The organism is Paenibacillus sp. FSL F4-0122, assembly GCF_038002845.1.
Taxonomy (GTDB): Bacteria; Bacillota; Bacilli; order Paenibacillales; family Paenibacillaceae; genus Paenibacillus_AQ; species Paenibacillus_AQ odorifer.
Genome location: NZ_JBBODI010000001.1, coordinates 4,303,020 through 4,329,253, shown reverse-complemented (window position 1 = coordinate 4,329,253; position 26,234 = coordinate 4,303,020). Strand labels below are relative to the sequence as shown.

At 47.2% G+C, this 26,234-nt stretch carries 19 protein-coding genes; all 19 read right to left on the bottom strand.

The annotated features are described in order from the left end of the window. Window positions 1-12: 12 nt before the first annotated feature. Window positions 13-690, bottom strand: coding sequence for an amino acid ABC transporter permease (locus MHH49_RS18590; protein WP_326047008.1), 678 nt, complete (start codon window positions 688-690; stop codon window positions 13-15). After that, window positions 671-1,336 (bottom strand): amino acid ABC transporter permease, encoded by a 666-nt coding sequence (locus MHH49_RS18585; RefSeq protein WP_076275115.1) that lies wholly within the window; start codon window positions 1,334-1,336, stop codon window positions 671-673. The genes MHH49_RS18590 and MHH49_RS18585 overlap by 20 nt, the downstream gene beginning before the upstream one ends. Before the next feature lie 222 nt (window positions 1,337-1,558). Further along, on the bottom strand, window positions 1,559-2,674 hold the full coding sequence (locus tag MHH49_RS18580) for a glycoside hydrolase family 88 protein (protein ID WP_038572655.1): 1,116 nt from the start codon (window positions 2,672-2,674) through the stop codon (window positions 1,559-1,561). Further along, window positions 2,664-4,529: a DUF2264 domain-containing protein gene (locus tag MHH49_RS18575; protein ID WP_341138397.1), complete on the bottom strand. Its 1,866-nt coding sequence runs from the start codon at window positions 4,527-4,529 to the stop codon at window positions 2,664-2,666. The genes MHH49_RS18580 and MHH49_RS18575 overlap by 11 nt, the downstream gene beginning before the upstream one ends. Window positions 4,530-4,553: 24 nt before the next feature. Further along, window positions 4,554-6,152, bottom strand: a complete 1,599-nt coding sequence (locus tag MHH49_RS18570; protein ID WP_076100510.1) for a response regulator transcription factor — start codon at window positions 6,150-6,152, stop codon at window positions 4,554-4,556. Then, entirely contained in the window at window positions 6,127-7,926 is a 1,800-nt protein-coding gene (locus tag MHH49_RS18565; protein WP_341138396.1) for a sensor histidine kinase, read from the bottom strand. The genes MHH49_RS18570 and MHH49_RS18565 overlap by 26 nt, the downstream gene beginning before the upstream one ends. Window positions 7,927-8,030: 104 nt before the next feature. After that, window positions 8,031-9,395: an ABC transporter substrate-binding protein gene (locus MHH49_RS18560; protein ID WP_340951877.1), complete on the bottom strand. Its 1,365-nt coding sequence runs from the start codon at window positions 9,393-9,395 to the stop codon at window positions 8,031-8,033. Between the two features lie 140 nt (window positions 9,396-9,535). Next, entirely contained in the window at window positions 9,536-10,318 is a 783-nt protein-coding gene (locus MHH49_RS18555; RefSeq protein WP_052097522.1) for a carbohydrate ABC transporter permease, read from the bottom strand. A 63-nt stretch (window positions 10,319-10,381) separates the two neighbouring features. Next, window positions 10,382-11,287 (bottom strand): carbohydrate ABC transporter permease, encoded by a 906-nt coding sequence (locus MHH49_RS18550; RefSeq protein ID WP_036683142.1) that lies wholly within the window; start codon window positions 11,285-11,287, stop codon window positions 10,382-10,384. Between the two features lie 191 nt (window positions 11,288-11,478). Further along, window positions 11,479-12,861, bottom strand: a complete 1,383-nt coding sequence (locus tag MHH49_RS18545; RefSeq protein ID WP_052097232.1) for an MATE family efflux transporter — start codon at window positions 12,859-12,861, stop codon at window positions 11,479-11,481. Between the two features lie 18 nt (window positions 12,862-12,879). Further along, window positions 12,880-13,311, bottom strand: a complete 432-nt coding sequence (locus MHH49_RS18540) for a MarR family winged helix-turn-helix transcriptional regulator (protein ID WP_038572665.1) — start codon at window positions 13,309-13,311, stop codon at window positions 12,880-12,882. Between the two features lie 156 nt (window positions 13,312-13,467). Beyond that, window positions 13,468-16,398: an insulinase family protein gene (locus tag MHH49_RS18535; protein WP_341138395.1), complete on the bottom strand. Its 2,931-nt coding sequence runs from the start codon at window positions 16,396-16,398 to the stop codon at window positions 13,468-13,470. 71 nt (window positions 16,399-16,469) lie between these two features. Continuing rightward, entirely contained in the window at window positions 16,470-18,611 is a 2,142-nt protein-coding gene (locus tag MHH49_RS18530) for an S-layer homology domain-containing protein (RefSeq protein WP_341138394.1), read from the bottom strand. 167 nt (window positions 18,612-18,778) lie between these two features. Next, entirely contained in the window at window positions 18,779-20,584 is a 1,806-nt protein-coding gene (locus MHH49_RS18525; RefSeq protein ID WP_341138393.1) for a DUF4838 domain-containing protein, read from the bottom strand. Continuing rightward, window positions 20,572-21,771, bottom strand: coding sequence for an N-acetylglucosamine-6-phosphate deacetylase (locus MHH49_RS18520; protein ID WP_341138392.1), 1,200 nt, complete (start codon window positions 21,769-21,771; stop codon window positions 20,572-20,574). Before MHH49_RS18520 ends, MHH49_RS18525 begins: the two co-directional genes overlap by 13 nt. Continuing rightward, a complete protein-coding gene (locus tag MHH49_RS18515; RefSeq protein WP_341138391.1) occupies window positions 21,768-22,544 on the bottom strand; it encodes a glucosamine-6-phosphate deaminase in 777 nt (258 codons plus the stop codon). The genes MHH49_RS18520 and MHH49_RS18515 overlap by 4 nt, the downstream gene beginning before the upstream one ends. Window positions 22,545-22,590: 46 nt before the next feature. Further along, window positions 22,591-24,153, bottom strand: a complete 1,563-nt coding sequence (locus MHH49_RS18510; RefSeq protein ID WP_341138390.1) for an extracellular solute-binding protein — start codon at window positions 24,151-24,153, stop codon at window positions 22,591-22,593. 44 nt (window positions 24,154-24,197) lie between these two features. Then, window positions 24,198-25,067 (bottom strand): carbohydrate ABC transporter permease, encoded by an 870-nt coding sequence (locus MHH49_RS18505; RefSeq protein ID WP_341138389.1) that lies wholly within the window; start codon window positions 25,065-25,067, stop codon window positions 24,198-24,200. A 15-nt stretch (window positions 25,068-25,082) separates the two neighbouring features. Continuing rightward, entirely contained in the window at window positions 25,083-26,024 is a 942-nt protein-coding gene (locus MHH49_RS18500; protein ID WP_076100988.1) for an ABC transporter permease, read from the bottom strand. Window positions 26,025-26,234 lie beyond the last annotated feature (210 nt).

The following is a 26,234-nucleotide window of genomic DNA, read 5'->3' as shown; positions in this document are numbered from 1 at the left end:
CCTTCCTAAGCCTTAATTTTGCCATCTGCTTTCAACTTTTTTCGAAAGTCTGGATAACGGAAAACATACAGAAAAATATAATATAAAGATAAAGCCGTATACCCAAAATGAAGCGGTGGGTGCTTTTATCACGCCAAGTTCAATAATCTGCTGCCCGATCTTTACCACCTCAATCACTCCAATCAGCACCACCAGTGATGTTGTCTTGATCATTCGTGTGGCAAGATTAATCATTCCCGGCAGCATTCTGCGTACAGCCTGCGGGATCAAAATATGCCGATAAAGTTGACAGCTGCTCAGACCTAGCGCCCTGGCAGATTCCACCTGATGTTTTGGCATAGATTGCAAAGCTCCACGAACAAGATCCCCAATCTCAGCAGCTCCCCATAAGCTGAACACCAATATAGAGGTAGCCTCCCCGCTGATATCGATATGAAGTAATGGAGAGAAACTGAAATGTACTACATACAGCCACACTAGAATCGGAATAATTCTAAAGGTCTCCAAATAAAGACGTAATATAAACCTTAAAGGCCTCGATCCCAGCGTCCGGAGCAATCCCATAAGGATACCTAATAACGTACCGATTCCAATAGAGAGGAATGAAATTTCAATCGTTACAAGTAAGCCCCCTAATAATCGTTCGAAATTAGAACCTTCAAAAAGCACCTCAATCCCCGAATTCTGCATATCTCACCTTCCTTTCCACCCAAGTCAATAAAAGCGATAAGGGCAGGACTAACACCAAATAGGCGAGTACCAGAAGGAGCAGAGACTCCGCTGTTTTGTAATGCATGCCGATCAAGTCTTTTGCCACATTCATCAAATCCATTAAAGCAATGGCACCTACAATAGAGGTCTCCTTCAGCAGAAAGATCGCATTTGCCCCTAAAGAAGGAATACTTATCGCAAAGGCTTGGGGAAAAATAACATATCTGACCAGCTGCAGCTTAGACAGTCCAATGCTTTGACCTGCTTCAATCTGCGATTGGCTAACTGCCTCGAACCCACCACGAAAAGCCTCCGTCATATAGCTCCCGCCCAAAAATGTCATGCCTACAATCGCACAGGTCATCTCACTAAAGTGAATTCCGATCTTAGGTAAGCCATAGTAAAGAAAAAAGAGCTGCACAAGTAAAGGGGTGTTCCGTGAAAGCTCAATGTAGATCTTAATAACATCACTGACGATTTTAACCTTATAGTACAAGACGATACTAAACAGTAAGCCAATAAGGAGTGAGAAGACAATAGCTAACAACGCTAGCTTCACTGTCAGCCACATCGCCTCACCATAAAGCGGCAAACTCTCGTAGATAAACTCCCAGTCTAAATTCATATCTGAGTAACCCGATCCCCTTTTCTTAATTTCTAATAATTATCAAAATCTTACATTAAACCTTACGTGTGGTGATATGATTTTATTCATACTATTCCAAGTAAATAACTACGTTTTAAAATTCTTGTATAGTAGCCACAAAAAAAAAGAAAACCGCTAAGAGATTAGTCTTAGCAGTTTCCTTTTTCTATAGGCTAAACCTTTCCACATTCTAACATCCCACTACCAATAGCCTCGGATGCCAGTCTGCAAGCGGATCAACGCTTCCAAATAATAATAATCTCCCCAAATCATATGACCATCAGGCACACGTCCACCTCTCACATGATAAGAACCATGCTTTAGAAGTCCCTCTGCTTCCGGATTTCCAGATGTCGCATAATGTTCCACTAGGGATTTCATGCTACGGTGTAAAGCAACTTCATAAATGGCCCGGTCCGGATCATCTACACCTAGGTGATCGAGCAGTTCCAAAAGACCGGCTGCAGCAATCGCCGAAGCCGAGCTGTCGCGAGGGGTGTCCGCTCCCACTGGCACATCGAAATCCCAATAAGCCACACCGTCCTCCGGTAGATGGCTGATAAAATAATCCGCTAGGCTCTTAGAGGTATTAAGAAAATCCTCATTCTGCGTATAGCGATACGCCAGAGCAAAACCGTATATTCCCCAAGCTTGACCCCGTGTCCAGGTCGATCCGTCCTCATAACCTTGATGTGTTCCCCCACGAATTGCATTTCCGGTAGCCGGATCAAAATAAAAAGTATGGTAAGAGGAGGCATCCCCACGCACAAGAAATTTCCGGCTCTTAAACGCATGTTCGAGCGCTATTTCATAATAGCGCTTATCTCCTGTTTCCTCCGCTGCCCAGAACAATAGAGGTAAATTCATCAAGCAGTCAATAATGATACGTCCCGCATTCTCCGGGTCACTCTCCAGTCCCCAGGCCTGAAGAATCCCTGCTGGTTCACGCCAGCGCTTGCACAGCGTGTCCGCAGCTTGCAGGCCGACAGCTCGCGCCGCTTCGCTGCCCGTTATTTTCCACTCCGCTACTGCAGTCAGTGTATACAAGAAACCAATATCATGATGGTCCAGGGCAATGTGCTGATCCAGACGATGCTTGAAGTCCCCTAACCAAGAGGCTGCCGCCTCCTTATAGCATGAATCCTTACTATATTCATAAGCAAGCCACATCATCCCAACATAGAAACCCTCTATCCAGTCGTCGTTGTCTCCCCATTCGTACTGTTGCCCCTCAGCGATATGAGGCAGTTTGCCCGGATGGTTAGCCATATTGCTCCCAACTTTGTGAATCGCATCCTCAATAGCCTTATTCCACATCTTTGTTTCTCCCTTCCCTTAAATCAACAGTATGCAAAAGTGTATCGTTACTAGGTTCGTATACAGCAACCCTTCCGTCCGAGTGCCATTGAATAAGCGGTGGTGAAGCAAGACTTGCCTGGTTCTCCGGAGTATTCGTCGCTCCGAAGACAGCAGATATCAATACTTGATCTCCCGGTTCCAGTCTGGAGCACAAGCTCGGAAGAAGTGTCCGCGGCTTCAGCAGATTGGTATTCGGCTCGGGATGTACGCACTCTCCCCGATCAAAGCCGCTTAGCCTATGTATGGCACTGATTCCCCAGGGCAGCTGCACCGAAACAGCAGTGTTTGATACCTTAATGGTTTCCCGTTCACTGTGCGAGAAGCCAGCTGACTGGCCAATGGCAAATCCACCCTCCGCTACATCCAGCCGCCGGGCAGTATGAATGCTGTGAACACGAACATGCCATAGACCTGCCGGAATAATCCATGTCTCCACATGTACATCACTCCAGGGATGCCAGCGGGAATATACATAGCTGTCTCCGATTTCCCAGGTCTCGCAGAATCTGCGTACCCGATAGTGTTCATCACATTCGCATAGTGCGAGTGTAGAATCGTAAGCGCCTTGAACCAACCCGTAACCCGCTTTCGGGACACTAAAGCCAAACAGAGTGGAATATGCAAATTTAGAATATTTGGCTGCACTATGGGCCATATCAAAATTAGCCATCTGGCCAGAGGTATAGGCAATAACATGCCGATTTCCTTCCGGATGACTCACAAGCATTCGCGCCTCTTGGAAAGCCCGTACCTCTTTCAAAATAGGCAGTGGCTCTTCCTCCGCCTGCCAAAAAGGATGATCATCTGGCAAGGCAAGAATAAGCATAGCTTTAAAAGCCCAATACGGAGATCCGGGGGCGTTGTAGCTCTCTGTCATGACTAGATTCGGATAAGCATATCCGATGCTAAGCAGTCCGTCTAATCCCATAATAGGTTGTTCAAACCACCAACGAAAATGGCGCATAATGATTCCTTTAAGAACGCCATATGAAAAAGGAACCACTTCTGCATACACCAGCGCACTCCAGAAAGAAACCTGTGCAAAACGATAGGTCAGGCTACGACCAAAAGGAAGTGCACTTCCGTCCTCAGCGAACCAATAAATGAAATCCTCGGCAAATCGTGCGGATCTTTCCCGATAAACAGCAGCTCTCTGAGGATCATCATCCGCCATCAACTTAGCGTATATCAGCGTATAATAATGCATAGCAAAAGCAATATAATAATCCCTCTGATCGGTCAATCCATCGGAATACCAACCGTCACCAAGATAGTAATTATCGATCTGCGCTAGATAATCATCCATTATGCTCTGATCATAAGGTAATCCGACTTTCTTGAAGCCCACATTCACAAGAACCGTGAACATCAGCCAGTTATTCGGATTGGAACGATCCACATGATTAATCTGATTCAGCCAGTTATATACATTCATTTTCTGCGTGTCGCTCAGCGGCTCCCACATTTTATGTGGTGCAAGAGCAAGCCCCAGTCCCAACACGGCCTGCTCTACCATACGCTGATCTTTGGTAGTAAATTGCCCCCAATATTCTTCATGCTCCGGGTCTGTTCCGTTGATGATCCCTTCCAGAAACATCGGCCAGAGTGCACTTTCCCCTCCACCGCTGGTATGAGGAACAAGGCCCCATAAAGGACGGGCGAAAGCTTCCATAAGCGCTGTAGCTTCATTGTAAATCGATCCTGTAGCGCCCATATTAATTCCTGCACAACCAGAAGTAAATCTGCTCTCCAGTGGAGTATATAGTTCATTTAGGAACATCTGTAATTCATTTTTAGTGGCCTTTATTTCCACAGCAATGTTTCCTCCTGTCCACACTTAATGCCAAGCCGCATATTCGCTAGGTCTCATGCCCATTTCCCGTTTAAACAGCTTGATGAAATAACTTTTGTTGGCATATCCCAAATACTCGGAGATCTCTTCCACTGTCTTTTCAGATTGGTTAAGCAGCTCCTTTGCCTTCTGAAGCTTTAGCATATTTACATATTCAATGAAGTTCTGGTTTGTTTCCCGTTTGAATAAGCGGCTGAAATAACTGGCATTTAAGTTAAGGCGGCCTGCCATGTCCTCCAGCGTTATTTTCTCCGTCACATGACTAATCACGAACTGCTGGGCTTTGATGACTTCACTCCGTTTAGACTTGATGGAGAACATACTTATTTTCCGCGCTAATTCCTCCAAGTACTGCACCAGCCATTGTTCCAAATGCTCCAGAGTTTCAATGTCACCAACCACGCTAAATAGCTTTTCTTCGGTTATAGGCAATGGAGATTGCAGAAGCTGTTTCGTCTTCATCTGCAAGTCCATCAGCAAGCGAAGCACACATTCCTTGACTTCATTCGGATGGAATTTTTGCGAGGCCACCCATTCCCTCCATTCCTTTACATGAACGCGAAGCTCCGTGTTCCTGTTCAAGGCAATATCATCATTGATAACAGCGTATAAGGTTCCATATTCAGCATAAATATCTTCTCCGGAAAAGCAGACTTCTTCAAAACGGTGAATTCCCGCCGCAGGGAGATAAAAGCGCTGTATTTTCTCCTTCAGCATCCGCTGCAATGTTCCGCGAATTTCCTCAGGACTGCGCGCCTCAGCGCCAAATAAGCAAGAGACAGAAAGTTTAAGATATTTCTGAACCGCAGAGGCTGCATTTTGAATGGAGTGATAGATTGCCTGATGATCTTTGGAAGGCTGGTCGCTGCAAAAGAGAATGACAATCTCCTTATGGCTGTATCTCGAAATAAACAGACTGTGATCAGCCTCAAGCACTTCCTGCATAATATTCTCAACCGCAAAAGAAATCGTATATTCACTCATCCGGCGCACCCTTGAAGCTTCCTCTGGACGGTCAATTACAATAACCAGCGGGATATAGTTTTTGGCATGGATCATAATTCCGTTTGATCGGGCCTGTTCGATCCAAGCCCCCTTGTCCCAGGATTGATACAAGGTATCTTTTAGAAACTTTTCCTTCAGCGCGGCGCGATTTTGAGACTGCTTTTGCTTATAAACCAGCATCTCCGTATGCTGCTGCCTATTCAGTCCCACTTCCGCCACAAGGGTTCTAATCGCTTGCTGTAACTGCTCAATATCCAGTGATTCCTTTAAAATATATTCTCCTACGTTTAATTTCAGCGCTTGCTGGGCGTATTTGAATTCGTTGTGGCAGGAGAGAATAATCGCACGGATTCCGGGCTGCACAGCTCTGAATAGCTCCAGCATCTCCAGCCCGTTCATCTTGGGCATGCCAATATCGGTAATAATGAGATCTGGTGGACTCTGCTGTGCTTTTTCCCAAGCCTCGAGACCGCTATAATAACATCCGATGAGTTCAATACCGAGCTCACTCCAAGGTACGGCCTGCGACAAATAACGGATAACCGGATAGTCATCATCCACCAATATTGCCGTCAGCATTCTCCACACCCACCTTTCCGTAATCCAGAGGAAACTCCAGACAAATCTCCGTGCCCACATCAGGTTCACTTTGAATATTCAGCTTAAAAGAAGCGCCATAAATCATACTGAGGCGTTGGGCCACATTGCGTAAACCTATGCCGGAGAACCCTTTTCTGTCCTCCTCTGTAATTTGTTCGCTGCTGTATGCGGTTTCACGAAGTCTTGTTAAAGTTTCCGGTGACATCCCGATCCCATTATCCTTAATGGTGATAACCAAGCTTCCCGTAGTTGCAACAATACGAGCTTCAATAAAAATCTCGCCACCAAACTGCTCGAAGCCATGGATGATGGCATTCTCGATCATGGGTTGAATCATAAATCGAGGCACCAGTGCTTCAGCGCTCCCGTCCGCTAAATTCATTTCCAACCTGACCTGATTGGCATGGCGGAAATTCATTAAAGTGACATAATGCGATATCGTATCTGTCTCCTCACGAAGCGGGATAAACTCATTGTCCCTGTTAAAGGTCATACGGAGCAAAGACGACAGCGAACCAATCAACTCAGCATTCTCCCGATCGCCTTGCATCAGAATATTTAAGCGAATCGAATTCAGCAGATTAAACATAAAATGTGGATTGATCTGCGCTTGTAGCATCTCTAGTTCGGCTTTTCTTTTTCCCGTCTGTTCATAAGTGATTTGTTCAATCATAGACTCGATCCGATCCAGCATCTGGTCAATGGTGCGGGCGAGCTGTGCTGCCTCATTATTCCCTCGAATGAACGAACGTTCATCTAACTGACCACGACCTATTCGCTTTACAAAAGCGCTTAATTTTACGATAGGCTGAGTCAGCTTTGAGATTAGAACGGTTAAGAGAACGGAAAACAAAGTAAAGAAAAGAATCTGCACCGCCAGGCTGATAAATAAAATCTGCTTATTTTTTGACAAGGCTGCCTTCAGCGGGATAATGCTGACCATCCGCCATTTGTTGCTGCTCAGCTCCTGATCAACATATAAAAACTTCTCTCCGTCGATTTCCACAGTGTCAAGCTCGCCATCCTTTTTCAACCACGTCATCGTCTCTCCGATTCGGGCCTTATCAGCATGGGAAACTACAGTTCCCTTGTCATCCAAAAGCATCATCTCTTTATCATTATCGTTATTTAGATAAGGACGGAGCTTGCGCTCATTGATATTAATAATTAAATATCCGATGGTACTGCTAGAGGTCGATTGAATCGGCCTTGCAATGGTTACCCAATCAGCTGAGCCTTTATCAGAATAATTGTAGTACGTATCGTGCTCCGCTCTCCAATAAGTCGAGATGGGTTGAATTTGTTTCAGCAACGATGTCCAATTCTTGTTGTAGAAATTTTTCGGGTTAAAGTCACTGTAAGGATAGCTGGTATAAATAAGACCATTTTTTCCGATTAACGTCACTTTCAAATATTCTGTTAAAACAAACATATCATCCAGCATCCGCGACATACGGTTATACTGAATGATCTGCTTTGGTGCACGGAGCGACTCTGAATCGGCAGACATCATCTGCCTGATCTCGCTGTTCTGGAGCACAAAGTTGGACTGTTCCAGTGTCTGTTCAAATATGGCATTCATATTGGCGCTGGCTGCATTTAAAGATTCTCTTGCGCTACCAACCGCTTTCTCCAGAATGAGATCCCGGGTCAAATAATCAGTAACCATGTAAATGCAGATCAGCGGGATCAGGACGCAGATCAGCGATGACCAGACAAGTTTCTTACGGAGGGATAGATGCTTTCTAAACACGGATTACAGGCCCCACATCTGTTTGAATTTGGAGCAGGAGGCAGAAATGCTTTCCTGCCCCCACATTATAAGCCCCCTTTGAAAAGCGTACAATCAGCCTCCGCTTACTTTCCGCTATTGTTCTGAACAACTTCCGTTATTTTTTTATCGATATTGGCAACTGTGACATCCAGATCCTGTTGGCCTAGGAGATACATCTCCGCTTCTGGAATAACGTTGTTCTTAGCTTCATCCGCATATTTAGCCGGAACCTGCGTTGCACCAGGTGTCGAGTTCTCCATCGTATATTTCAGAGAATCGACATCAATCTTAGAGGCATCCTTAGAACCACTCACAATTGTATCCACTAATTTGTTCGTATCCGATTTGGCCCAGCCAGAGAAAACGCGTCCACCGATTTCCAGTCCTTCTGAGGTATACCAGCGCACAAAGGTATAGGCAGCTTCCTTATGCTTGGATTTAGCGGCTATTCCCATGTAGGTCGGCTGTACGGGCGAGTAGTGTTTGCTCTCACTGTCAAGTCGGGGAATCGGCGCAAATGCGGTAACAAAGGTTGCCGGAATGGCATCCGTTCCACCCGATTCCGCAACCATCCAGTCGCCCATCGGAAGCATCGCTGCTAAACCGTTAAAATACTGATTCCGGTAGGCTAGTTTTTGCGAAATAATATCCTCATAAGGAGTGGCACTCTTATCTTCGTACATCATTTTCTTCATCATCTGCAGATTAGCCTTAAATTGCGGGTCAAGTGCATTGGAGGTTCCATCAGCTTTTAGAAAAGTATTATCCGTAGACTTGCTCATCAGCTGGAGCTGGAAATAATCCGGCCAATTATGCAGATACGCGCCAAAACGTTTCGTTGCGCCCTCGCCCTTGGTCAATTTCTTGGCATACTCTTCGAAATCCGCCCATGTCCAATCTGTCGGAACCGGAAGGCCTGCTTCATCTAACATTTCTTTGTTAAGGAGCACGAACCAGCGCTGCATGGAAGACGGTAACGCATAGATTTTGCCATTGACCGTAGTGTCCACCAGATATTCATCTGCGAGCTTATAACCTTCCTTCTGAATATAGTCATCCATCGGTTCCAATAACCCGATATCTGCACGCTGTGAATAGTTGGTATAAGGCAGTTCGACAATATCCAGCGGATCGCTTGCAGCCGCCATCAAATCCAGCTTCTGCATAGAGGCTACCGAATCACCTTTTTCATTCAGCAAATCTACTTCCACATGAATATCGGGATGCGTCTTCTCAAACTCCGCGATAATCGTGCTCCATTTCGCTTTGGCTTCTGTCTGCCAGGTGCTCAGCTTCAGGGTAACCTTCTCTGCTGCAGGCTTTGAATTTCCACCAGCATCGGGTGCATTAGTCGCTCCTGCATTATTTGTTTTCGCATTTCCGCCGCAAGCGGCCAATGATAACGCCATCGATGTGATGATGAATGCAGATAATAATTTCTTTTTCATTTAGACCCTCCTATAAATGTGTTAGGCATCACTCGCTTAATAACCAGTGACTATGTAACTGCTTACAAGAACATCCTAACATGCAGGATTGACGAGGAAAGTTCTCATATTCTACCGAAGAGAAACTATTTTGACTTTTATTATCCTTTCACACCTCCGAGGGCAATTCCCTCAATAACCTGCTTCTGTCCGAGTGCAAAAATGATGAGCAACGGCAGAATTGCAGATACCGCACCAGCCATCATGAGTGAATAGACATCCCCGTATTGATCCCCGAACAACCGGATCCCCAGCTGAATCGTAAACAACTCTTTAGATTTCAAAAAAATGAGTGGATATTGATAGTCGTTCCAGGTCCAAATAAAGCGCAAAATAGCATAAGTAGCTACAGCGGGACGGATCAGCGGAAAGGCAATCTGTAGAAAAGAGCGAAAATGCCCTGCTCCATCCATCCGCGCCGATTCAAGATACTCGTTGTTTACCCCCATAAAAAATTGCTTGAGCATAAACGCTCCAATAATACTAAAGCTGTTAATCAGGATCAATCCCAAATGTGTGTCAATTAAATTCAGCCAGTTAAACAGTAGAAACTGTGGAACCAACGAAGCCTGCGGAGGAACCATATAAAGTGCCAATACAACTATAAACATCGCATCCCTGCCCGGAAAACGCAGCTTGGAGAACCCATAAGCAGCAAGTGCGCATATCAGCACATTAATTATAGTCGTAGCCAGCGTAATATAAATGGAATTTCCATAATAGCGAGCGAAGTCACCCGACCATACCTGTTTATAATTTTCAATGAGGTTCCACTGCTGTGGCAACCATTGAATCGGAAAGTTAAACACATCTTTCTCCAGCTTAAAGGAAGTGGATAACATCCATAGGAACGGTAAAAGAAATGCGATACCTAGCAGTCCCATGGCGATGGTCCAGAAGGTTCTGGATAGAAGCTCTTTTTTCACTGTAATTTCTCCTTTCCGCCTTTAATAGTTGACCCATTTTTTTTGCGCCAACATCTGCAAGGCTGTAATGATCAGGCAAATAAGGAACAGAACGAGTGCCATGCTAGAGGCGTAACCTGTCTTCAGCTGATTGAAGGCTGTATCATATAACTCGTAGACGATAACGGTCGTGGAGTTAGCCGGTCCACCCTGGGTCAATACTTGTATCAGATCAAAGATTTTAAATGAGCCGATAACCCCTGTTACCAGCAGGAAAAAGGTAGTTGGCGAAATGCAGGGAACCGTGATGTTGCGGAATTTGCGCCAGACGTTGGCACCATCAATATCAGCTGCTTCATAAAGATCCTTTGGAATACTCTGTAAACCTGCAATAAAAATAATAATGTTGTAACCGAGCTGAATCCAGACTTGAATCAACATCAGCGACGGCAGAGCATAATGGATATCAGCTAACCATTTGGGTGGGTTGTTCCACCCCAGTGACATCAGGAATTGATTGACGGGTCCCAGCGAAGGGTGAAACATAACCTGCCAAACCATAGCGATGGCAACTACACTGGAAATGTACGGAAGGAAATAAATTACTTTAAACAAATCCTTCAGAAAAACCTGTTTATCAATCAGGATAGCCAGCAGCAGGGCAACGATGATCGTAACCGGTACTGTGATAATAAAGAGCAAATTGTTCAGCAAGCTTTTCATAAAAGCATCATCATGAAACAGCCTGATGAAATTATCCACGCCCGCGAACTTAATCCCCCCTAACCCAGCCACAAAGTTCCAGTCCGTGAAGCTTAACAGCAGTGAGCCCAGCACCGGGATCAACGTCAAGATGATCAGCCCAAGCATAAGCGGAGCAACGAATAAATATCCCGCCATCGCTTCGCGCGTGTCCATGTTAAGATGAAACCTTTTTTTGCGTATCATAGTTCTCCTCCTTTACTTATCCATAATTGTAGAAAAAGTAAGCAGTCATCATAAGAACTAGAATTGTTCATTTTGGAACGAATTTTACCGATCCAGCAGTTTTATATTCCTTTTGCACAACGCAAAAAAAGCGCGAGCTAAGCTCCCGCAGCAAACAAAATCCATATTGAGTTTTACATAAAGCAATCGCGTTATCCCGACGTAACCTCTACAGCGCCTTTTCCATCCCCGCCCGCACTATTCAGTTTTTTCCGAAAAATCATAAACAAAACCACACCCATCACACTCGTTATTACCTCAGTCACAGTCATCGACCAAATCACACCGTGCAGGCCAAAAATAGAATGCAATACGATAATCATCGGTATAAATAATACACCTTGGCTTATTGCCATAATAGTAGTGGGTGTGCCTTGCCCCGTTGCTTGAAAAATGCTCATAAATAATCCGGTAAATCCATTAAATAAAGCCGAAATCAGCATAGCTGCCAAAATATAAGTTCCCATGCTTAACACAGAAGGATCGCCTGAGAACCAATGAAGAATCGTTCCTCTAAACACATATACTAGACTCACAAAAACAACTGCAATGCCGCCTATATATGCAAAAGCGTATTTGATGCTGGATTTAAGTCTCTCCGTATTTTTACTAGCAAAGTTAAAAGCAAATAGCGGAATCAATCCCAAAAATAAACCCATCGATAAAAATTCTGGAATCTGCACAATTCTTAAAGCCACACCAAATCCGGCGACCACACTCTCCCCATATTGAATGGAATAGTTATTTAACAAAAGCGTGCTGACAATTAAAAAACTGGCTTGCAATAGCTCGGCTGTACCTATTTTATAAACCTCAAGCTGATCTCGTACAGATATCTTAAAATGCTTCAAAAATCCTCTTAAATGCTCACTTTTCGTTTCCAAAAAGTAAATATAATAAATAGCAGAGCCCAAATTTGCTAAAACCATAGCCAAAGCAGCCCCGGCAACATGCCAATTCAGCACGAGAATAAATATAGGATCAAAAATCAAACTTAAAGCCGTACTGATAAAAATACCATACATTGATTCCTTCGAGGCCCCTTCCGAACGGACCAGTTGTTCCAATGCAAAATTAAGCACAACAGCAAATCCGCCTGCAAAAAGAGTGAGCGCGTAAGACTTCGTAAAGTCTAAGGTAGCAGCATCTGCACCAAGCATGCGCGTGATCGGATTAATAGCTAACCAAGCGATGAGCGCGATAAGAAGCCCCACTACAATACTCCCGTAAAAAGTATATCCGGCAACCTTTTTCCCTTTTTCCGTCTCTTTTTGCCCCGCCAAGCGGGTTACAAATGTTCCTCCGCCTACCCCCAATACATTTCCAAAAGCCATTAAAACGGTAAAAATAGGCAGGCCCAGCGTGATTGCGGTCAGCATACTTGTATTGTGCAATAAGCCGATGAAGTAAGCATTGATTACATTATAAATAGTACCCACAGACATCCCAATCATCATGGGAATCGATAAATGAGCGATCGCTTTTTTCATGGGCGCCGACTCTAAATAATATTGATTTGAGAACTCATTTGTCATAAGTGAACCTCCGAACGTTTATAAACTTGAACTAACTTTTTGAAGTAAAGACTTTAGGGTTGCAGTTTCTTCCGGACTAAGCGCCTTAGTAATGCTTGCTTCTACCTCAGAGAAAATCTCATTGAACTCTTCCACTAAAAGAGCACCTTTTTCCAATACAAAAATACTCTTTTGACGTTCATCATTTTCAGGAGTGACACGCTGGATATACCCTTTCTTCTCCAACCCCTGAAGCATACTGGTGATGCTCGCCCCCTTCCTGTTAAAGACCTCCGCTAAATCCTTCTGAATAACCCCTTCTGCTTGATTCTCAAAAATATAGCCGATCATGCGGCCTTGTTGTGAATTCAGACCTAACTCATTTAACCTGGTGTCAGCTGTACCTTTTATTTTCATCCCAATCTCTCGTATTAAATTAGAAAATGGTGTGTCTACAACGGGTTTGTTCATTGTTATTCCCTCCTCTTTTGAATTAGTTAGAACTCTAAGTAACATCATTATCATAATAGTTAGAACTCTAACTGTCAAGGTTCTAACTAAATACAAAAAAATTCCTCTCCAGCACTTGTCGGCAGACAGGTACTGAAGAGGAGTTTATAGAGAGAATTACATTACTAGTTCTTCTAGGTTTCCGAATAAGACTTTTTTCGATTCCAACTTGGAGGCATTGCCGACAACTGTGAAATAATTTTGTTCCGTCACAGCCTTAAGCAAATCGGCATACTGTCTGATGTCTTCCGGTGTGGTCGACAAGATTTCATCCCGTTCCTGCTGCAGCTCGGCCCCGGTTACCTGCTCAAAATAATGCCGGTCCGCCCGCCGTCCCTGAGCGCTTGGGCTCAGCGGCTGGTCCAGCATGGACAGGGTGCCGATAACTGCTTTGGTCATCTCGTCGGCATCCGCTTCATATCCTTCGGTGAATCGGTACGCCTGATCATAAACCTCCAGCGTCTCCTGCAAATTGGGATCACGGTAGGAAGTGAACATCAATATCCCATCTCTGCGCAGCATCAGGCTTCCGCCATAAGCTCCGCCCTTCACGCGCACGGCATTCCACAGATAGGTGAGGCTCATGATTTTTTTGAGCACCTGCATTTTGCCGGAATACGTAAATCCCAGCTTGTTGAAGTCGTAGCCTTTAACCACATATTGCACCTGGCTGGAAGACATAAAACCTTCATTATCCGCATGCCCCTGCGCCGTAATCTTAGGTTTATTCACCACTGGCCGATCCTGAATATCCAGCTTCGCTACATTAGCGGCAAATTCTTCATACAAATCAGGGGTACCCGTCACGCTGATGATTAAATTCTGTTTATTGAATAAAACCGCACAGATATCCTTCAGCGTGTCTGCCACCTCAGCTCCCTGCTGATCGATCTTCTCGGCAAGCTCACGGATAAAGCGGTAATAGGCCACACCACCCTGTTGTTCCTGATACGCTCCCATGTCCGAAAAATAAGACATCAGGCGGCTGGCCGCGATTTCATTGCCTTTTTGGTTCAGAACCGATTCCATCTGCGAAGCTTCCCGGCGCACGATTTCCTGTAGCTTCGTCAGGTTATCGAGCGCGCTGGTATAGAGCAACTCGCGCAGCAGATCCAGCGATTCGCCAATATGCCCCGCCATCACCTTAACCTGCGCAGTGAATTTAGGCTGATAACTGGCTCCAGTATCTTTTGCAGCGCCAAAGATCTCATTTTTGAAATGAATGCCTCCGGTTTTGATCCCAATTTCACTAGTGAGCTCTTCAATGCTGTAAGAAGCTGTCTCCATTTGGCCCAATACCTCTGCCAGCAGCACAAGATAAGGAATTTGCTCAGGAGCCACAACACTCGTATCCCAATAAAACTTGAAATACGCAATCTTTTGAGTAGATACGTCATGATGGATCAGCTTTAGACCCTCAAGGTTATATTCATGGGATGGCACCTGAGGTTCAGCACTGCGGTTAATGTCCTGTAGAGATAAACTTGGCAGCTTCTGCAAATCCTCGGCAGCATCTGCACGGCCTTGCCGCGCCAGAAGATGCTGTGTACTCTGCACAAGCTGCTCCAGCTGGTCTGGTTGCTGTGATGATTTGTATTCACTTAATTGACGCTGGGTGCTCGCTTCCTTGTCGGCTGCAATCGTCTTGGACGGGTTCAGCACCACCAGACTGCAATGATCACTATTCAGTAAGTAGACCTCAATCAGCTTCTCAAAATAACGATCCGTTATTTTTTCCCGAATGGTAGTGAATACCTCTTCATAAAGCATATGAGTAGACGGCTGACCGTCATAGAGCCAGGACTTCATCACTTCGATATTGTAAGTAAGTCCCTTTGGATATCGGCTAAAGTCCGCTTCCCGCAGTTCAAATTCCTTGCTGTTGACCGCCGCCAGCACCAGCTTCTCATCCAGCCCGTTCTTAACCAAGCTGCTTAATGTGGTCTTCACCAGCTCCACGAAGGCATCTTTGGCGGAGGCGTTCGAATGTGTCAGGGTAATGCCAAGCAGCGGCTGAACCATACTGTCGGAATAAAAAGCAAAGGCATCTTTACCCAGACCGCTTTCCAGCAGGGCTTGCTTAAGCGGAGCTGCATTGCTGTCCATCAGCATGCTTTTCAAAATATCAAAAGCCAGATTCAGTTCCCGATCCGTAGAGGTTCCAATTACATAGTTCAGACTCAAATAAGTTTTGTCGTCGGCCGTTTCTGCTTCCAGAATCGGATAATCCGCTACCAGCTCCGTCATTCCGGTAGGCTGTTGTAGGGGAATGGAGGTATCAAAGCTGTTTTTTTCATAACGGCTAAGGTATTCCTGGTCTATAAATTGCAGCTTCTCTTCAATAGAGACGTCTCCGTACAGATAAAAATAACTGTTGGACGGGTGATAATAATTGCTGTGCGCCTTAAGGAATTGCTCATACGTAAGCGCAGGAATCTCCTGCGGATCTCCACCTGAAGAATGGCGGTAAATCGTGTCTGGATACAACGACTTTTTGATCCTGTCCATCAGCACTGTAAACGGCGAGGAATAGGAACCCTTCATCTCGTTGTAAACCACGCCTTTATAGATCAACTCGTCTTCTGTTTGCTGAAGCTCGTAATGCCAGCCCTCTTGCTCAAAAATCTCCTTTTGCTTATAAATATTCGGCTGAAATACACTATCCAGGTAGACCTCCATCAGATTGGAGAAATCCTGCTCATTCCGGCTCGCCACCGGATACATCGTCTTATCCCCAAACGTAAATGCGTTCAGGAATGTCTGCATCGAACCCTTTAGCAATTCTACAAAAGGTTCCTTCACCGGATATTTCTCCGAACCACATAATACAGAATGCTCCAAAATATGAAAGACCCCTGTACTATCTTCAGGAGGGGTCCTGAAGCTCACGCTGAATACCTTGTTGTCATCCTGATTCTGCACGAAAAGCAGCCTGGCGCCGCTCTTCAGATGTTCCATCGTGAATACGGCGGAATCGATCTCCCGGATAAATTCCTCATTAACGACCTGAAATCCATAATATATGTTGCCTGTGATCAAGCGGCTCATAGATTTGCCTCCTCTGCACTGGATGTGATAACTCTATCTGAAGCTTATCATATCCCTGGACGTTTATTCCATTAATAGAAGGCTTCCGGGATTAATTTCTGCAGTCTGACTAAAATTGCCGCTGCCTGCTCACGCACCAGAATCTGCTTAGGATCGAAACGGCTCCCGCTGCCGGTCATTAATTCATGTTCATTCACGGCCTGAATCGCCTGGCGGCTCGCCTCTGACAAACTGGAAGTATCGGCAAACTTCACACGGTCCGGGCTGCCGTACGTAGACAACCGGGCAGCTTTGGTTACCATATCCGCCGCTTCTTCCCGCGTAATACCGCGGTCCGGTTCGAACTTGCCGGCTGAAGAGCTGATAATGCCCAGCTCCTCAGCCTTGGCGATGGTACCGCTGTACCATTTGTCCGCCGGAACATCCTTAAAGCTAGAAGTGGCCTTGGCATCGGGGAACTCATGCAATAGCCGCAGCAGCAGGGTCAGAAATTCAGCCCGGGTCAGCTTCTGCTTAGGAGCCAGCACATTTCCGCTGGCACTCACGCCCTGAATATATCCGCTGCTGAGCGCTGTTGCGATATCCAAACGTGCCCAAGCTGCGACTTTATTGGCATCCGTAAAGCTGGCCAATTCCGGGGAAGAGACATGCAGCGCAAACGTCCGTTTGGAAAGTGCTGGAGCAGCATCTTTACGGTATTTGGTGACTTGCACAGGATAGACACCGGGCTTCATGCCGGCAAAAGACACCTTTCCCGTGCTGTCTGCCACTACGCTTTTTCCTTGAAGTGTCACAGTAGCACCGAAAGCCGGAAGACCGCCCAGCTGACCGTTTGACTTGGTGATATGGAGGGAAAACGGCATATTGGCGCTTGCGTATCCACCCATTTCCTGGCCGTTTTTATCTTTCCATTTCACTTCCATCCGGTCAAGCAGTTCTGTATCATCCGCGTAGTAAACAAGCAGCTGATCCCCATTGCCTATTGTCAGTCTGTACGGGCTATTCTCAGGATACATCCATGCACTACCCCCGCTGAATACAGCAATCTTCCATTCTCCGCGTCCATTGTATCGCCCGTTCTGAATCCCTTCTATAGCTGTGAAGGCCGGTTTAGCTGCATCCGCATTCAGCTTATACGCCAGACCCTTCGCCTGTAAAAAAGCTGCCGCTGCCTTCACAGCATCTCCGCCAACAATATGCCCCCCGGCAAGGGTGCCACCGGGTCCTTCGACCTGAATCGTTGCCCGGTCAAGTCCAGCATGATGTAGTCCGCTATACAGCATGCCAGCCTGCTTGGACAGCAGCTTATAGGAAGTCAGGGCAAGGTAGGCTTGCACAGTAGCGGGACTATCGTTTCCGCCGTCTGCTGTCTGCGCAAAGCCGCCACCCGGAAGCTTCTGCGCCAGCAAATGGTCCAGCAACGAGGCTCCGCCTTCCTTGGTGAAATCTGCTGCATCAACTCCCTGCGAGGATAAAGCAACAATCACCTGCGCTGTCGTCGTAGTTTTACCATCGAATCCTCCGTCTAGCTGCTGCTTGCTCTTAAGCCACTGCAAAGCCTTCTCAATCGGCTGCGCAGTTTGTTCTGAACTCACTTCCGAAGCAAGTGCCGTCAGTACCCAGGCAGTAGCTACCAGATCTCCTTGCTTCTGCCCGGCCAGCGGCCAGCTGCCATCCGCTAGCTGCATATCAAGCAGCTGATAAAACAGCAAATCGGGGTAACGGTTTGTCCGCTCCAATGAATTTGAAATGGAGTTCTTCGAGGTAATATAGGCGGCTGCTACCGCTGCTGCCCCTTCCGAATCAATTCCGTCATGATTCATCAGGAATGGATAAAGATCAATACCCGCGATGTTGTTGATGTTGCCCCCCGCAGCACTGTAAGCCAACGTTGTTCGAGTTAGCTCTGCCACCTTGGTGAACTTGCCCCGCTGTTCCAGAATCTTATCGGCAGTCTGCTCCAGATATCCCTTGGGCAGACTGCGCCCATTCTTGAAGAAACCTACGGCTGCTTCGTCCGGGAATGGCTGTATCGTAAGCAGCACATTCTGCGCCCCTTCCAAGGTACTCTGCATCTCCGCTGTGAATACCGCGGTTGTCTTTTGTGCCGGAGACGGCTCCGCCATTACCGTGCCACTCAGCAATACAAGCAAAATACATAATGCGGTAAGTGTAACCTTCCTTATCGTCCTGTTTATGGGTGTTGCTCTCATATTCATTCTCCTCCAATGTAGTTTGCTAGAACTTTATAAGGTTAGACGCAGCGAAATGGGATTTTGTTCCTGACTATGTTTCAATATACATTTTTATCCAGATAAGAATAACAAAAGACCGCACAGCTACCCGCTTACACGGTAGCCGTACGATCTTTTCAAAACCTTTATTCAGCCTGACCAAACCCCAGCTCACGGTATAATGTCTGTTCCAGATAATCGTGAAGATAGAACCGGGATTTCACAAAATGCTCCGCCATATCGGATGGCTGGTAACGCTCCAAAACCGCTTTCATGCGAGGCAAAACGTTCTCACGTCCACGGCGATTTCTCATGTAATTGTTCAGCAGCGAATGCCATTCCGCATCGTCTCCCGGATAGAGCTCCCAGCGGTAGACATATTTGTGGATCGCCCGCGAACGGTCCGTCGCCGCTTCAAAATCATGCATAATGGCAATCAGCTCTGCTTCATCCTTATGATCCTTCACCTTGTCCAGCAGCTTCCAGATAACATCATAATAATCTTCCAGCTGATAATTCCCGAGCTGAGCATGACCTGTTCTAGGATCAATGCCATGAAACCGCTCCATGAATCGATCGATAAATGTTGAGGCGTCCGCTTTGCGGTTCCAGGCCAAATCGGCGTGCAGCAGCATCGGATACCACGTTGTCTCGAAGATACCATAAGGAACGCCAAGGCTGAACGGTCCCGTCCAGTTCGTGGCGACGATGCAACCGAGGTCCAGCTTCTCCGCTGTCTCCGCCCATTGGAGCAGATTATCCGTCCGGTTCAATAGTACCGGATAATTCTGATGTTCAGCCCAGTCAAAGCTGCGAACCGCCGGTGCTCCCATAACCTCGATACCTAGTGACCTGAATTTATCCGCAAGAGAGGAAACCTCAGCTTCGATATTACGTCCGTTGTATATCCAGATCATCGCCACACTCCGCTTATCCAGCTTTGCCAGTTCTTCCGGCGGGCATTTGTCCAGCATGTCATGCCAGAAAATCGCTTTTTTACCACGGCTGGCTGTAAATTCAATCAAAGTGTTCAAAAAAGCGATAAACGCCCGCTCCCGTACCCCTCCGAACAACGTTTTACAGCGTTCGCATTCACATAAGCTGTACACCTCGTCGCAGCCGAGGTGAATATAACGGGAATCAGGATGGGCATCCATCATCCCCTGTAACAGATCGGTAATCAGCTCGAAGGATTCCGGATGCGACGGGCAGATCTCCCCGAGGGATAACTCCGTTTCGCGCAAGTGCCGCCAGGTGTCGTGGCGGAGCACATACTCCAGATGTCCAAAACTCTGCTGCAGCGGAATGATCTCAATAAAATACTCATGGGCTGTGCGTTTCAGCTCCTCTAGCTGTGTGAGGCTTAACGATTGCTGAGGATGCACGAATTCCGGGTACTTCTGGAACGGGAATTTATCTTCGTATTCAATCAGAACCGCATTCGTTTTATACCTGGCAAAATCCGCCAAATACGATAGCAGTAGCTCTGGCTTGGAAAATGTCTGGCGAAGATCAAAGTTCATCGCCCGCAAGGTAGTGTCAGGCCAGTCCGTGATAGACACGGCAGGAACTTCCCCTACTGACTTACGCAGTTGTAGTACCGTTTGCAGCCCGTAAAACAGACCCGGCGCATCCAGTGCACGGATTACCACCCGGCGCTCCGACACCTCCAGCCTGTACCCTTCCGCCCGGCCGTTAAGCAATTTTAGATCCACTTCATCTGGCTGTGCTCCTTTCGTTTCTGGCTGCGAGAGACTCTGAAGAATAAGTGAATATCCTTTTCCCGAGATAACATGTGTACATTCCAGCTCCGGAAACGAGCGGCGGCAATGAACCACCAGTCTCGGATCATGCTGCTCCATGTAGAGGCTCAGGCTTACATCCTCGCTGAACTGAAAAGCTTCTCCCTCTTTCACTTGGATCTGCTTCGGTTGCGGTATCAAGCTCTGCATCGTTCTCCTCCTAATCTTTGCTGTAATTCATTACTGCAAGCCCTGCTATGACCCTTTTTCCAGCATTCCAGCACGGTAAGTGTCCTGTCTTCATAGCAGAAGTTCACGAGATCGGCAGGCGCTCCAGCCCTAAGCCCTGCCGCCTGCTCCAGCCCCAGCAAAGTAGCCGGATGAACAGAAGCACAATCCCAGGCTTCATCCAGCCGGGCTAATCCAGCCTCCGCAAGATAGGCTACCTGATCTGGAAGCATCATGGCGGAGCCTGCCAGCAGCTGCGGATTACCGGGCAGATGCAGCCGTCCTTCTGCTGTTAATACAACCTCTCCACCGATGTGCAGGTGGTAAGTTCCCGGCAGCATTCCGCTCAGTGATACAGCATCGCTGACCAAGATGGTGCGGCTGCGCTTCATCCGCAGAATTACTTTCAACAGAGCAGGCGGCAAATGTTGGCCATCTGCAATCATACAGCCGTATAGTTCATCCGCCGCCAGCTGCTCCCACAAATAGTTGGGATGACGGGGCAGCGTCAGATGTGTGCCATTGCCGAGATGCGTAGACATCACCGCTCCTGCGGCAACCGCCTCCCTAATCTGCTCGGGGGAAGCTGCTGTATGCCCTATGGAAACAAGGATGCCTGATTCACTGCACCGGGCGATAAATGCAGCGGCGTTTGGCCATTCCGGGGAGACGGTGAGGATACGGATAAGCCCTTCAGCCGCTTCCTGCCAGCGGCACAACATATCCCAATCCGGCGGGCCAATATGTTCCCTTGGATGAGCGCCGCGTGGACCCTCTTCTGGTGACAGAAAAGGTCCTTCCAGATGAATACCTACAATCCCCCCAGCATCTTCCGGATACAGCGAAGCGGCTTCCGCAATGGCTGAGATCGCTTGAGCCAGCGCTTCTTTGCCATTGGTAATCAGAGTTGGACAATAGCTGGTAACCCCGTTTCCTAGCAGAAGTCGGGACAGTTCCAATACCGTGGAAGGCTGCAAAGGCAGCGTGTTGAGATCCAGCCCCCAGCCCCCGTTCACTTGCAGATCCACCAACCCGGGTGCCAGCCAGGGCCAATCGGCCATGGCTGGACTCTCCGCAAGTTCGGTGACCGAAGTGATTTGCCCGTGCTCGACACTCACCTCAACCGGCAGCCCAGTCTTGTAGTGCTTTCCTTTAATTGACACGTTCATAGGCCGAATGCAGCCCGATCCGTGAACATCGTGATCTCCGGATGGGTGCGCAGAATAGTAGCTGGACATGCCGTGCTGATCGAATCATGGAGCGCCGCCTGTAAAGCATTGCGTTTGGACACCCCAGGTACAATTCCGTACAGGTGACGGCCAGCCAGCAAGGCTGGTACCGTAAGCGTCAGCGCATGGGTTGGCACCTCGTCCAGCCTGGTAAAACAACCGTCATTCACCTGCTGGCGGCGGCAGGCTTCCTCCAGTTCGACTGCTTTGACCAACTGCGGGTCGGTAAAATTAGCAACTGGCGGATCATTAAACGCGATATGCCCGTTTTCCCCGATCCCGAGGCAAACGATATCAATAGGAGCCTCGCTCAACAGGGCCGAATATCTCTGGCATTCCTGCACCACATCAGCGAGACCATCCAGCAGTTCTACCCGGCCAGGGTTAACCCGACTATATAGCCGATCTGTCAAAAAACGGCCGAAACGCTGGGGAGCCGAAGCCGCAAGGCCAATATATTCATCCATATGAAAAGCATTGACCCGGGACCAATCAATCCCCTGCTCCCGCACCAGCCCCTCGTACAGTTCATTTTGCGAAGGTGCGGCAGCAAACACAATTCGGACCTGACGCGCAGAATCTTGAAGCAAAGCTCTAATTTTCTGCGCAACCTGCGATGCCGCCGCAGCGCCCATCAGGTTACGATCTTCATAAACCTGAACGGACATCTGCTCTACTCTGTGTGTCTCTAAAGGCTTAATGATGTCATTCATCCCGTTCATCCTTTCCGGGCAACTATTGTCCTTGGCACCAGACAGATTAATTCCCGTTTAACTGAATGTTCTGAACACGCTCGTAAGCTTCCTTATAAGTGCTCAACAACTTTTCCACGCCGAGATTGTTCATCTCCTCCACATATTTGTCCCAGTCGGCCAGCTTTCGGGAGCCGGTAACAAACTTGGCAAAGCTTTCATCGCGGTGTTTTTGGATCGCCTGGCCGGTTATCGCAATAATTTCATTCTCTTTCTCCGTAAATGCAGGCCGTGGCTGCATCATGGACGGATCATATTTCGTCGCTTCTTCAAAGGCATACTTCAAATTGTCTGAGAACAACGACAGATGTGCACCAAAGTCGATCCAGGTGTACGTTCCGCTAGTCTGAAGTCCTGTCTGCTTCCGCATTTCGATCACATCGTTGTACTCTGGTTTGAACTTAATCGTGTCGCCTTCCTTCACATACGTCTCGCCCTCCACGCCCCAGCTGCTGAGCGTACGTCCCTCTTCGGAATAGAAAAAGTCCATATAGCTCATCACATCATCGATGTTCTTTGAGGTTGATGCCACGGTTAGGCCACCTTCCATATAATGAAAATACGGGTTCAGTTGCTTGCCGCCGGCAATGCCCGCTGGAGGAGCCATGAACTGCATGTTGAACTCCGGATTTTCCTGCTGCATCGCATTGTTGAAAAAATCGATCCGGCTGATGTAATCAATGGTCACAAACGATTTGCCCGTGGACACCATGTCCTGCCATTGCTTAGTTTGCAGAGATAGAAAGTCGGGCGGAATCAGCCCTTCGTCATAAAATATTTTCCACATGCCAACCATTTCCTTGTAACTATCTTCCGTAGGCCCAAAAAGCCACTCTTTTTTATCAAAATCATAATAAGCCCCTTCACCTGTCCCGTAATTCACAGTCATATTGGCATTCATTTCATCAGGAATTTGACCGTAACGGATCGAGAGCGGATAGCTGTCCGGATATTTCGCCTTCAAGGTTTTTAGAGCTGTATGCAGCTCCTCATATGTGGCTGGTGCCTGGATTCCTTCTTTGTCAAAAATGTCTTTACGGTATAACCAGATCATGCGATTCGTCTCGCCAAAGCCCTGATTCGGGAACATATACATTTTGCCATCAGCAGACAGTGCAGCCTTCGCTTCCTCTGGATACTGCTTTACCCAGGCGGTCAGATTCGGCATTTTGTCCATATACTCCATCAAATCCACCAACGCACCCTGTTGCCCGAATTTATTCGATTCTTTGCGGTTAGGCATATACATCAGATCCGGCATTGCCTTCGAGGCAATCGCCAGGTTCAAGCTCTCTTCAAGCTTCCCGGAAGGGGTCTGCACCTCGAGTGTGACACCGGTTTTCTCCTTCAGCCAGCTCCAAATGGGCCAGCTTTTCGAATAAGGGAACGTAGCATTGTTGTCTAAGAGCGCAGTGAAGGTTTTTTCCGTTTTGGACGAATCAGTAGGTGAAGCGGTACTGCTGCCCTGAGTATTACTCTGCGGCGAGGTGTCATTGCCCCCTCCGCTGCAGCCAGTTACTACGGTTGCTGCAATCACCAGTGGCAGCAGTACAGATTTCCATTTGTTCATTACGATCTCTCCCTTATTCTGAATTTGTGACGGTACCACCCGCCTCAGCCTTTAACTGCGCCAATCATGGCCCCCTTAACGAAATACTTCTGTACAAATGGATACACAATCAGAATCGGAAGCGTCGAGACCATAATCGTCGCGTACTTCAGCGATTCTTCTATAACCATGTTGTCACCTCCAATGCTAGTAACATCTCCCGAGCTAGCACTGCCAGCCAGCACCAGATTGCGCAGCAGCACTTGCAGCGGGAACAAATCCGGTGAGCGCAGGTAGAGCAGCGGGTAAATAAAGTTATTCCACATGCCAACCGCGTAAAAGAGTGCTATGGTGGCGAAGGAAGCCTTGGAAAGCGGAACAATAATACGGATAAATATGCCGGTATCATTCAGTCCGTCGATGCGGCCTGACTCCTCCAGCTCTTTAGGAATGCCGGAGAAAAAGGTCCGCATCAGAATCAGATTCCAAGTGCTAACTGCACCCGGCAGCACCATGCCCCATACGGTATCGACCAGATCCAGGGAGCGAACCACGAGGAACGTAGGAATCATCCCTCCGCTGAAAAACATCGTCACCACAATCAACAGGGTGAAGCTCTTGCGCAGCGCCATATCACTGCGTGAGAGTGCATAGGCACCCGTGGAGGTGACCACCAGCGAGATAAGGGTGCCAAGCACGGTGTAAATGAGTGTATTTTTGTAAGCCACCCAGATTTGCGAATCTCCGAGTACAAGCTTATACATATTCAGGTTAAAACCCTTAGGCCAGAAAGAAACTGTATTCTTCATGACATGCACATCACTACTGAGAGAGACAGCGAGCATATGCAGGAACGGATAAAGCGTGACCACCACAACCACGAGAAGGATAAAAGTGCTCACGACATTAAACCAGGATACACGGGGTGATCTCATCACCACACCTCTTTTCTACCATAAACTTGTCTCGCTTACACGACGGCTGATGTAATTTGCTGTATAGATGAAGATCAAGCTAATCACGCCCATGAAGAGATCAATAGAAGCGCCATAGCTGAAGTTCCCCTGCACCATACCCACCCTATAGACATAAGTACTGATAATATCCGCTGTGTCGTAGATCGCCGGGTTCTGCATCAGGAACACCTTCTCGAAGCCAATCTCGAGCACTTTACCGATATTAAGAATCAAGGTGATCACGATGGCGGGTGAAATGCCGGGCAAGGTGACATGCCATATTTTACGCATGCGGCTGGCTCCGTCCATATCAGCGGCTTCATACAGCTGCGGGTCGATAGCGGTCAACGCGGCCAAGTAGATAATAGTCTCCCAACCGATATGCTGCCAGATTTCCGACAGGACATAAATACCGCGGAACAATCCAGGTTCATTCATGAAATTGATCGGTCCAATCCCTATGGCACCAAGCAGATTATTAATCAGCCCTCCGGTTGGGGATAAAAACATAATCACCATACTGGCTACAATGACATTTGAGATAAAATGCGGAAGATAGCTGACGGTCTGCACAACACGTTTGAAAGCAGCCTTGCGCACCTCATTAAGCAAAATCGCCAGTAGAATTGGTGCCGGGAAGCCGAAAAACAGCTTATATAAACCAAGCAGAAAAGTATTTTTCATCAGCGGCCAAAAATCGGGATTCTCAATAAACATCCTGTAATATTTGAGTCCCACCCAATCGCTGGCCCAAATTCCTTTAAAAAGATTGTAATCCTTGAAAGTGATAACTAATCCAAACATCGGCGCATAGCGGAAGATCAAATAATACAACAGGCACGGCAGGAACAGCAGCCAGAGCGCCTTGTTTTTATTCCAAGTTCTAAGGATTCCCGTTTTGTGGCGTTGGGGTCGCCGGTGCACTTTCTTTCGCATTTTGTCCTGCACTACGCTAGCTTGAGCCATATGCATGTCTCCTCTTGTTAAAATGATCATAAATCATATAGATGTCAGATTACTTCCCCCTTTTTTCTGGGATTTGTCTCCGAATTATAGCTGCATTTCTTTGGAAAGCGCTATCTACATGTTATATAACATTTCGCCTTAACTGCGGATTTCCATAGAATAGCGTACAAATCAGCAAAA

Excerpts from the sequence above, each read along its gene's own strand:
- MHH49_RS18590 (WP_326047008.1), bottom strand. The coding sequence starts at position 690 with ATGCAGAATTCGGGGATTGAGGTGCTTTTTGAAGGTTCTAATTTCGAA.
- MHH49_RS18525 (WP_341138393.1), bottom strand. The coding sequence starts at position 20,584 with ATGCAGAGCTTGATACCGCAACCGAAGCAGATCCAAGTGAAAGAGGGA.
- MHH49_RS18585 (WP_076275115.1), bottom strand. The coding sequence starts at position 1,336 with ATGAATTTAGACTGGGAGTTTATCTACGAGAGTTTGCCGCTTTATGGT.
- MHH49_RS18550 (WP_036683142.1), bottom strand. The coding sequence starts at position 11,287 with ATGATACGCAAAAAAAGGTTTCATCTTAACATGGACACGCGCGAAGCG.
- MHH49_RS18530 (WP_341138394.1), bottom strand. The coding sequence starts at position 18,611 with ATGAGAGCAACACCCATAAACAGGACGATAAGGAAGGTTACACTTACC.
- MHH49_RS18505 (WP_341138389.1), bottom strand. The coding sequence starts at position 25,067 with ATGAGATCACCCCGTGTATCCTGGTTTAATGTCGTGAGCACTTTTATC.
- MHH49_RS18515 (WP_341138391.1), bottom strand. The coding sequence starts at position 22,544 with ATGAATGACATCATTAAGCCTTTAGAGACACACAGAGTAGAGCAGATG.
- MHH49_RS18560 (WP_340951877.1), bottom strand. The coding sequence starts at position 9,395 with ATGAAAAAGAAATTATTATCTGCATTCATCATCACATCGATGGCGTTA.
- MHH49_RS18500 (WP_076100988.1), bottom strand. The coding sequence starts at position 26,024 with ATGCGAAAGAAAGTGCACCGGCGACCCCAACGCCACAAAACGGGAATC.
- MHH49_RS18510 (WP_341138390.1), bottom strand. The coding sequence starts at position 24,153 with ATGAACAAATGGAAATCTGTACTGCTGCCACTGGTGATTGCAGCAACC.
- MHH49_RS18535 (WP_341138395.1), bottom strand. The coding sequence starts at position 16,398 with ATGAGCCGCTTGATCACAGGCAACATATATTATGGATTTCAGGTCGTT.
- MHH49_RS18580 (WP_038572655.1), bottom strand. The coding sequence starts at position 2,674 with ATGTGGAATAAGGCTATTGAGGATGCGATTCACAAAGTTGGGAGCAAT.
- MHH49_RS18570 (WP_076100510.1), bottom strand. The coding sequence starts at position 6,152 with ATGCTGACGGCAATATTGGTGGATGATGACTATCCGGTTATCCGTTAT.
- MHH49_RS18540 (WP_038572665.1), bottom strand. The coding sequence starts at position 13,311 with ATGAACAAACCCGTTGTAGACACACCATTTTCTAATTTAATACGAGAG.
- MHH49_RS18545 (WP_052097232.1), bottom strand. The coding sequence starts at position 12,861 with ATGACAAATGAGTTCTCAAATCAATATTATTTAGAGTCGGCGCCCATG.
- MHH49_RS18520 (WP_341138392.1), bottom strand. The coding sequence starts at position 21,771 with ATGAACGTGTCAATTAAAGGAAAGCACTACAAGACTGGGCTGCCGGTT.
- MHH49_RS18555 (WP_052097522.1), bottom strand. The coding sequence starts at position 10,318 with ATGGGACTGCTAGGTATCGCATTTCTTTTACCGTTCCTATGGATGTTA.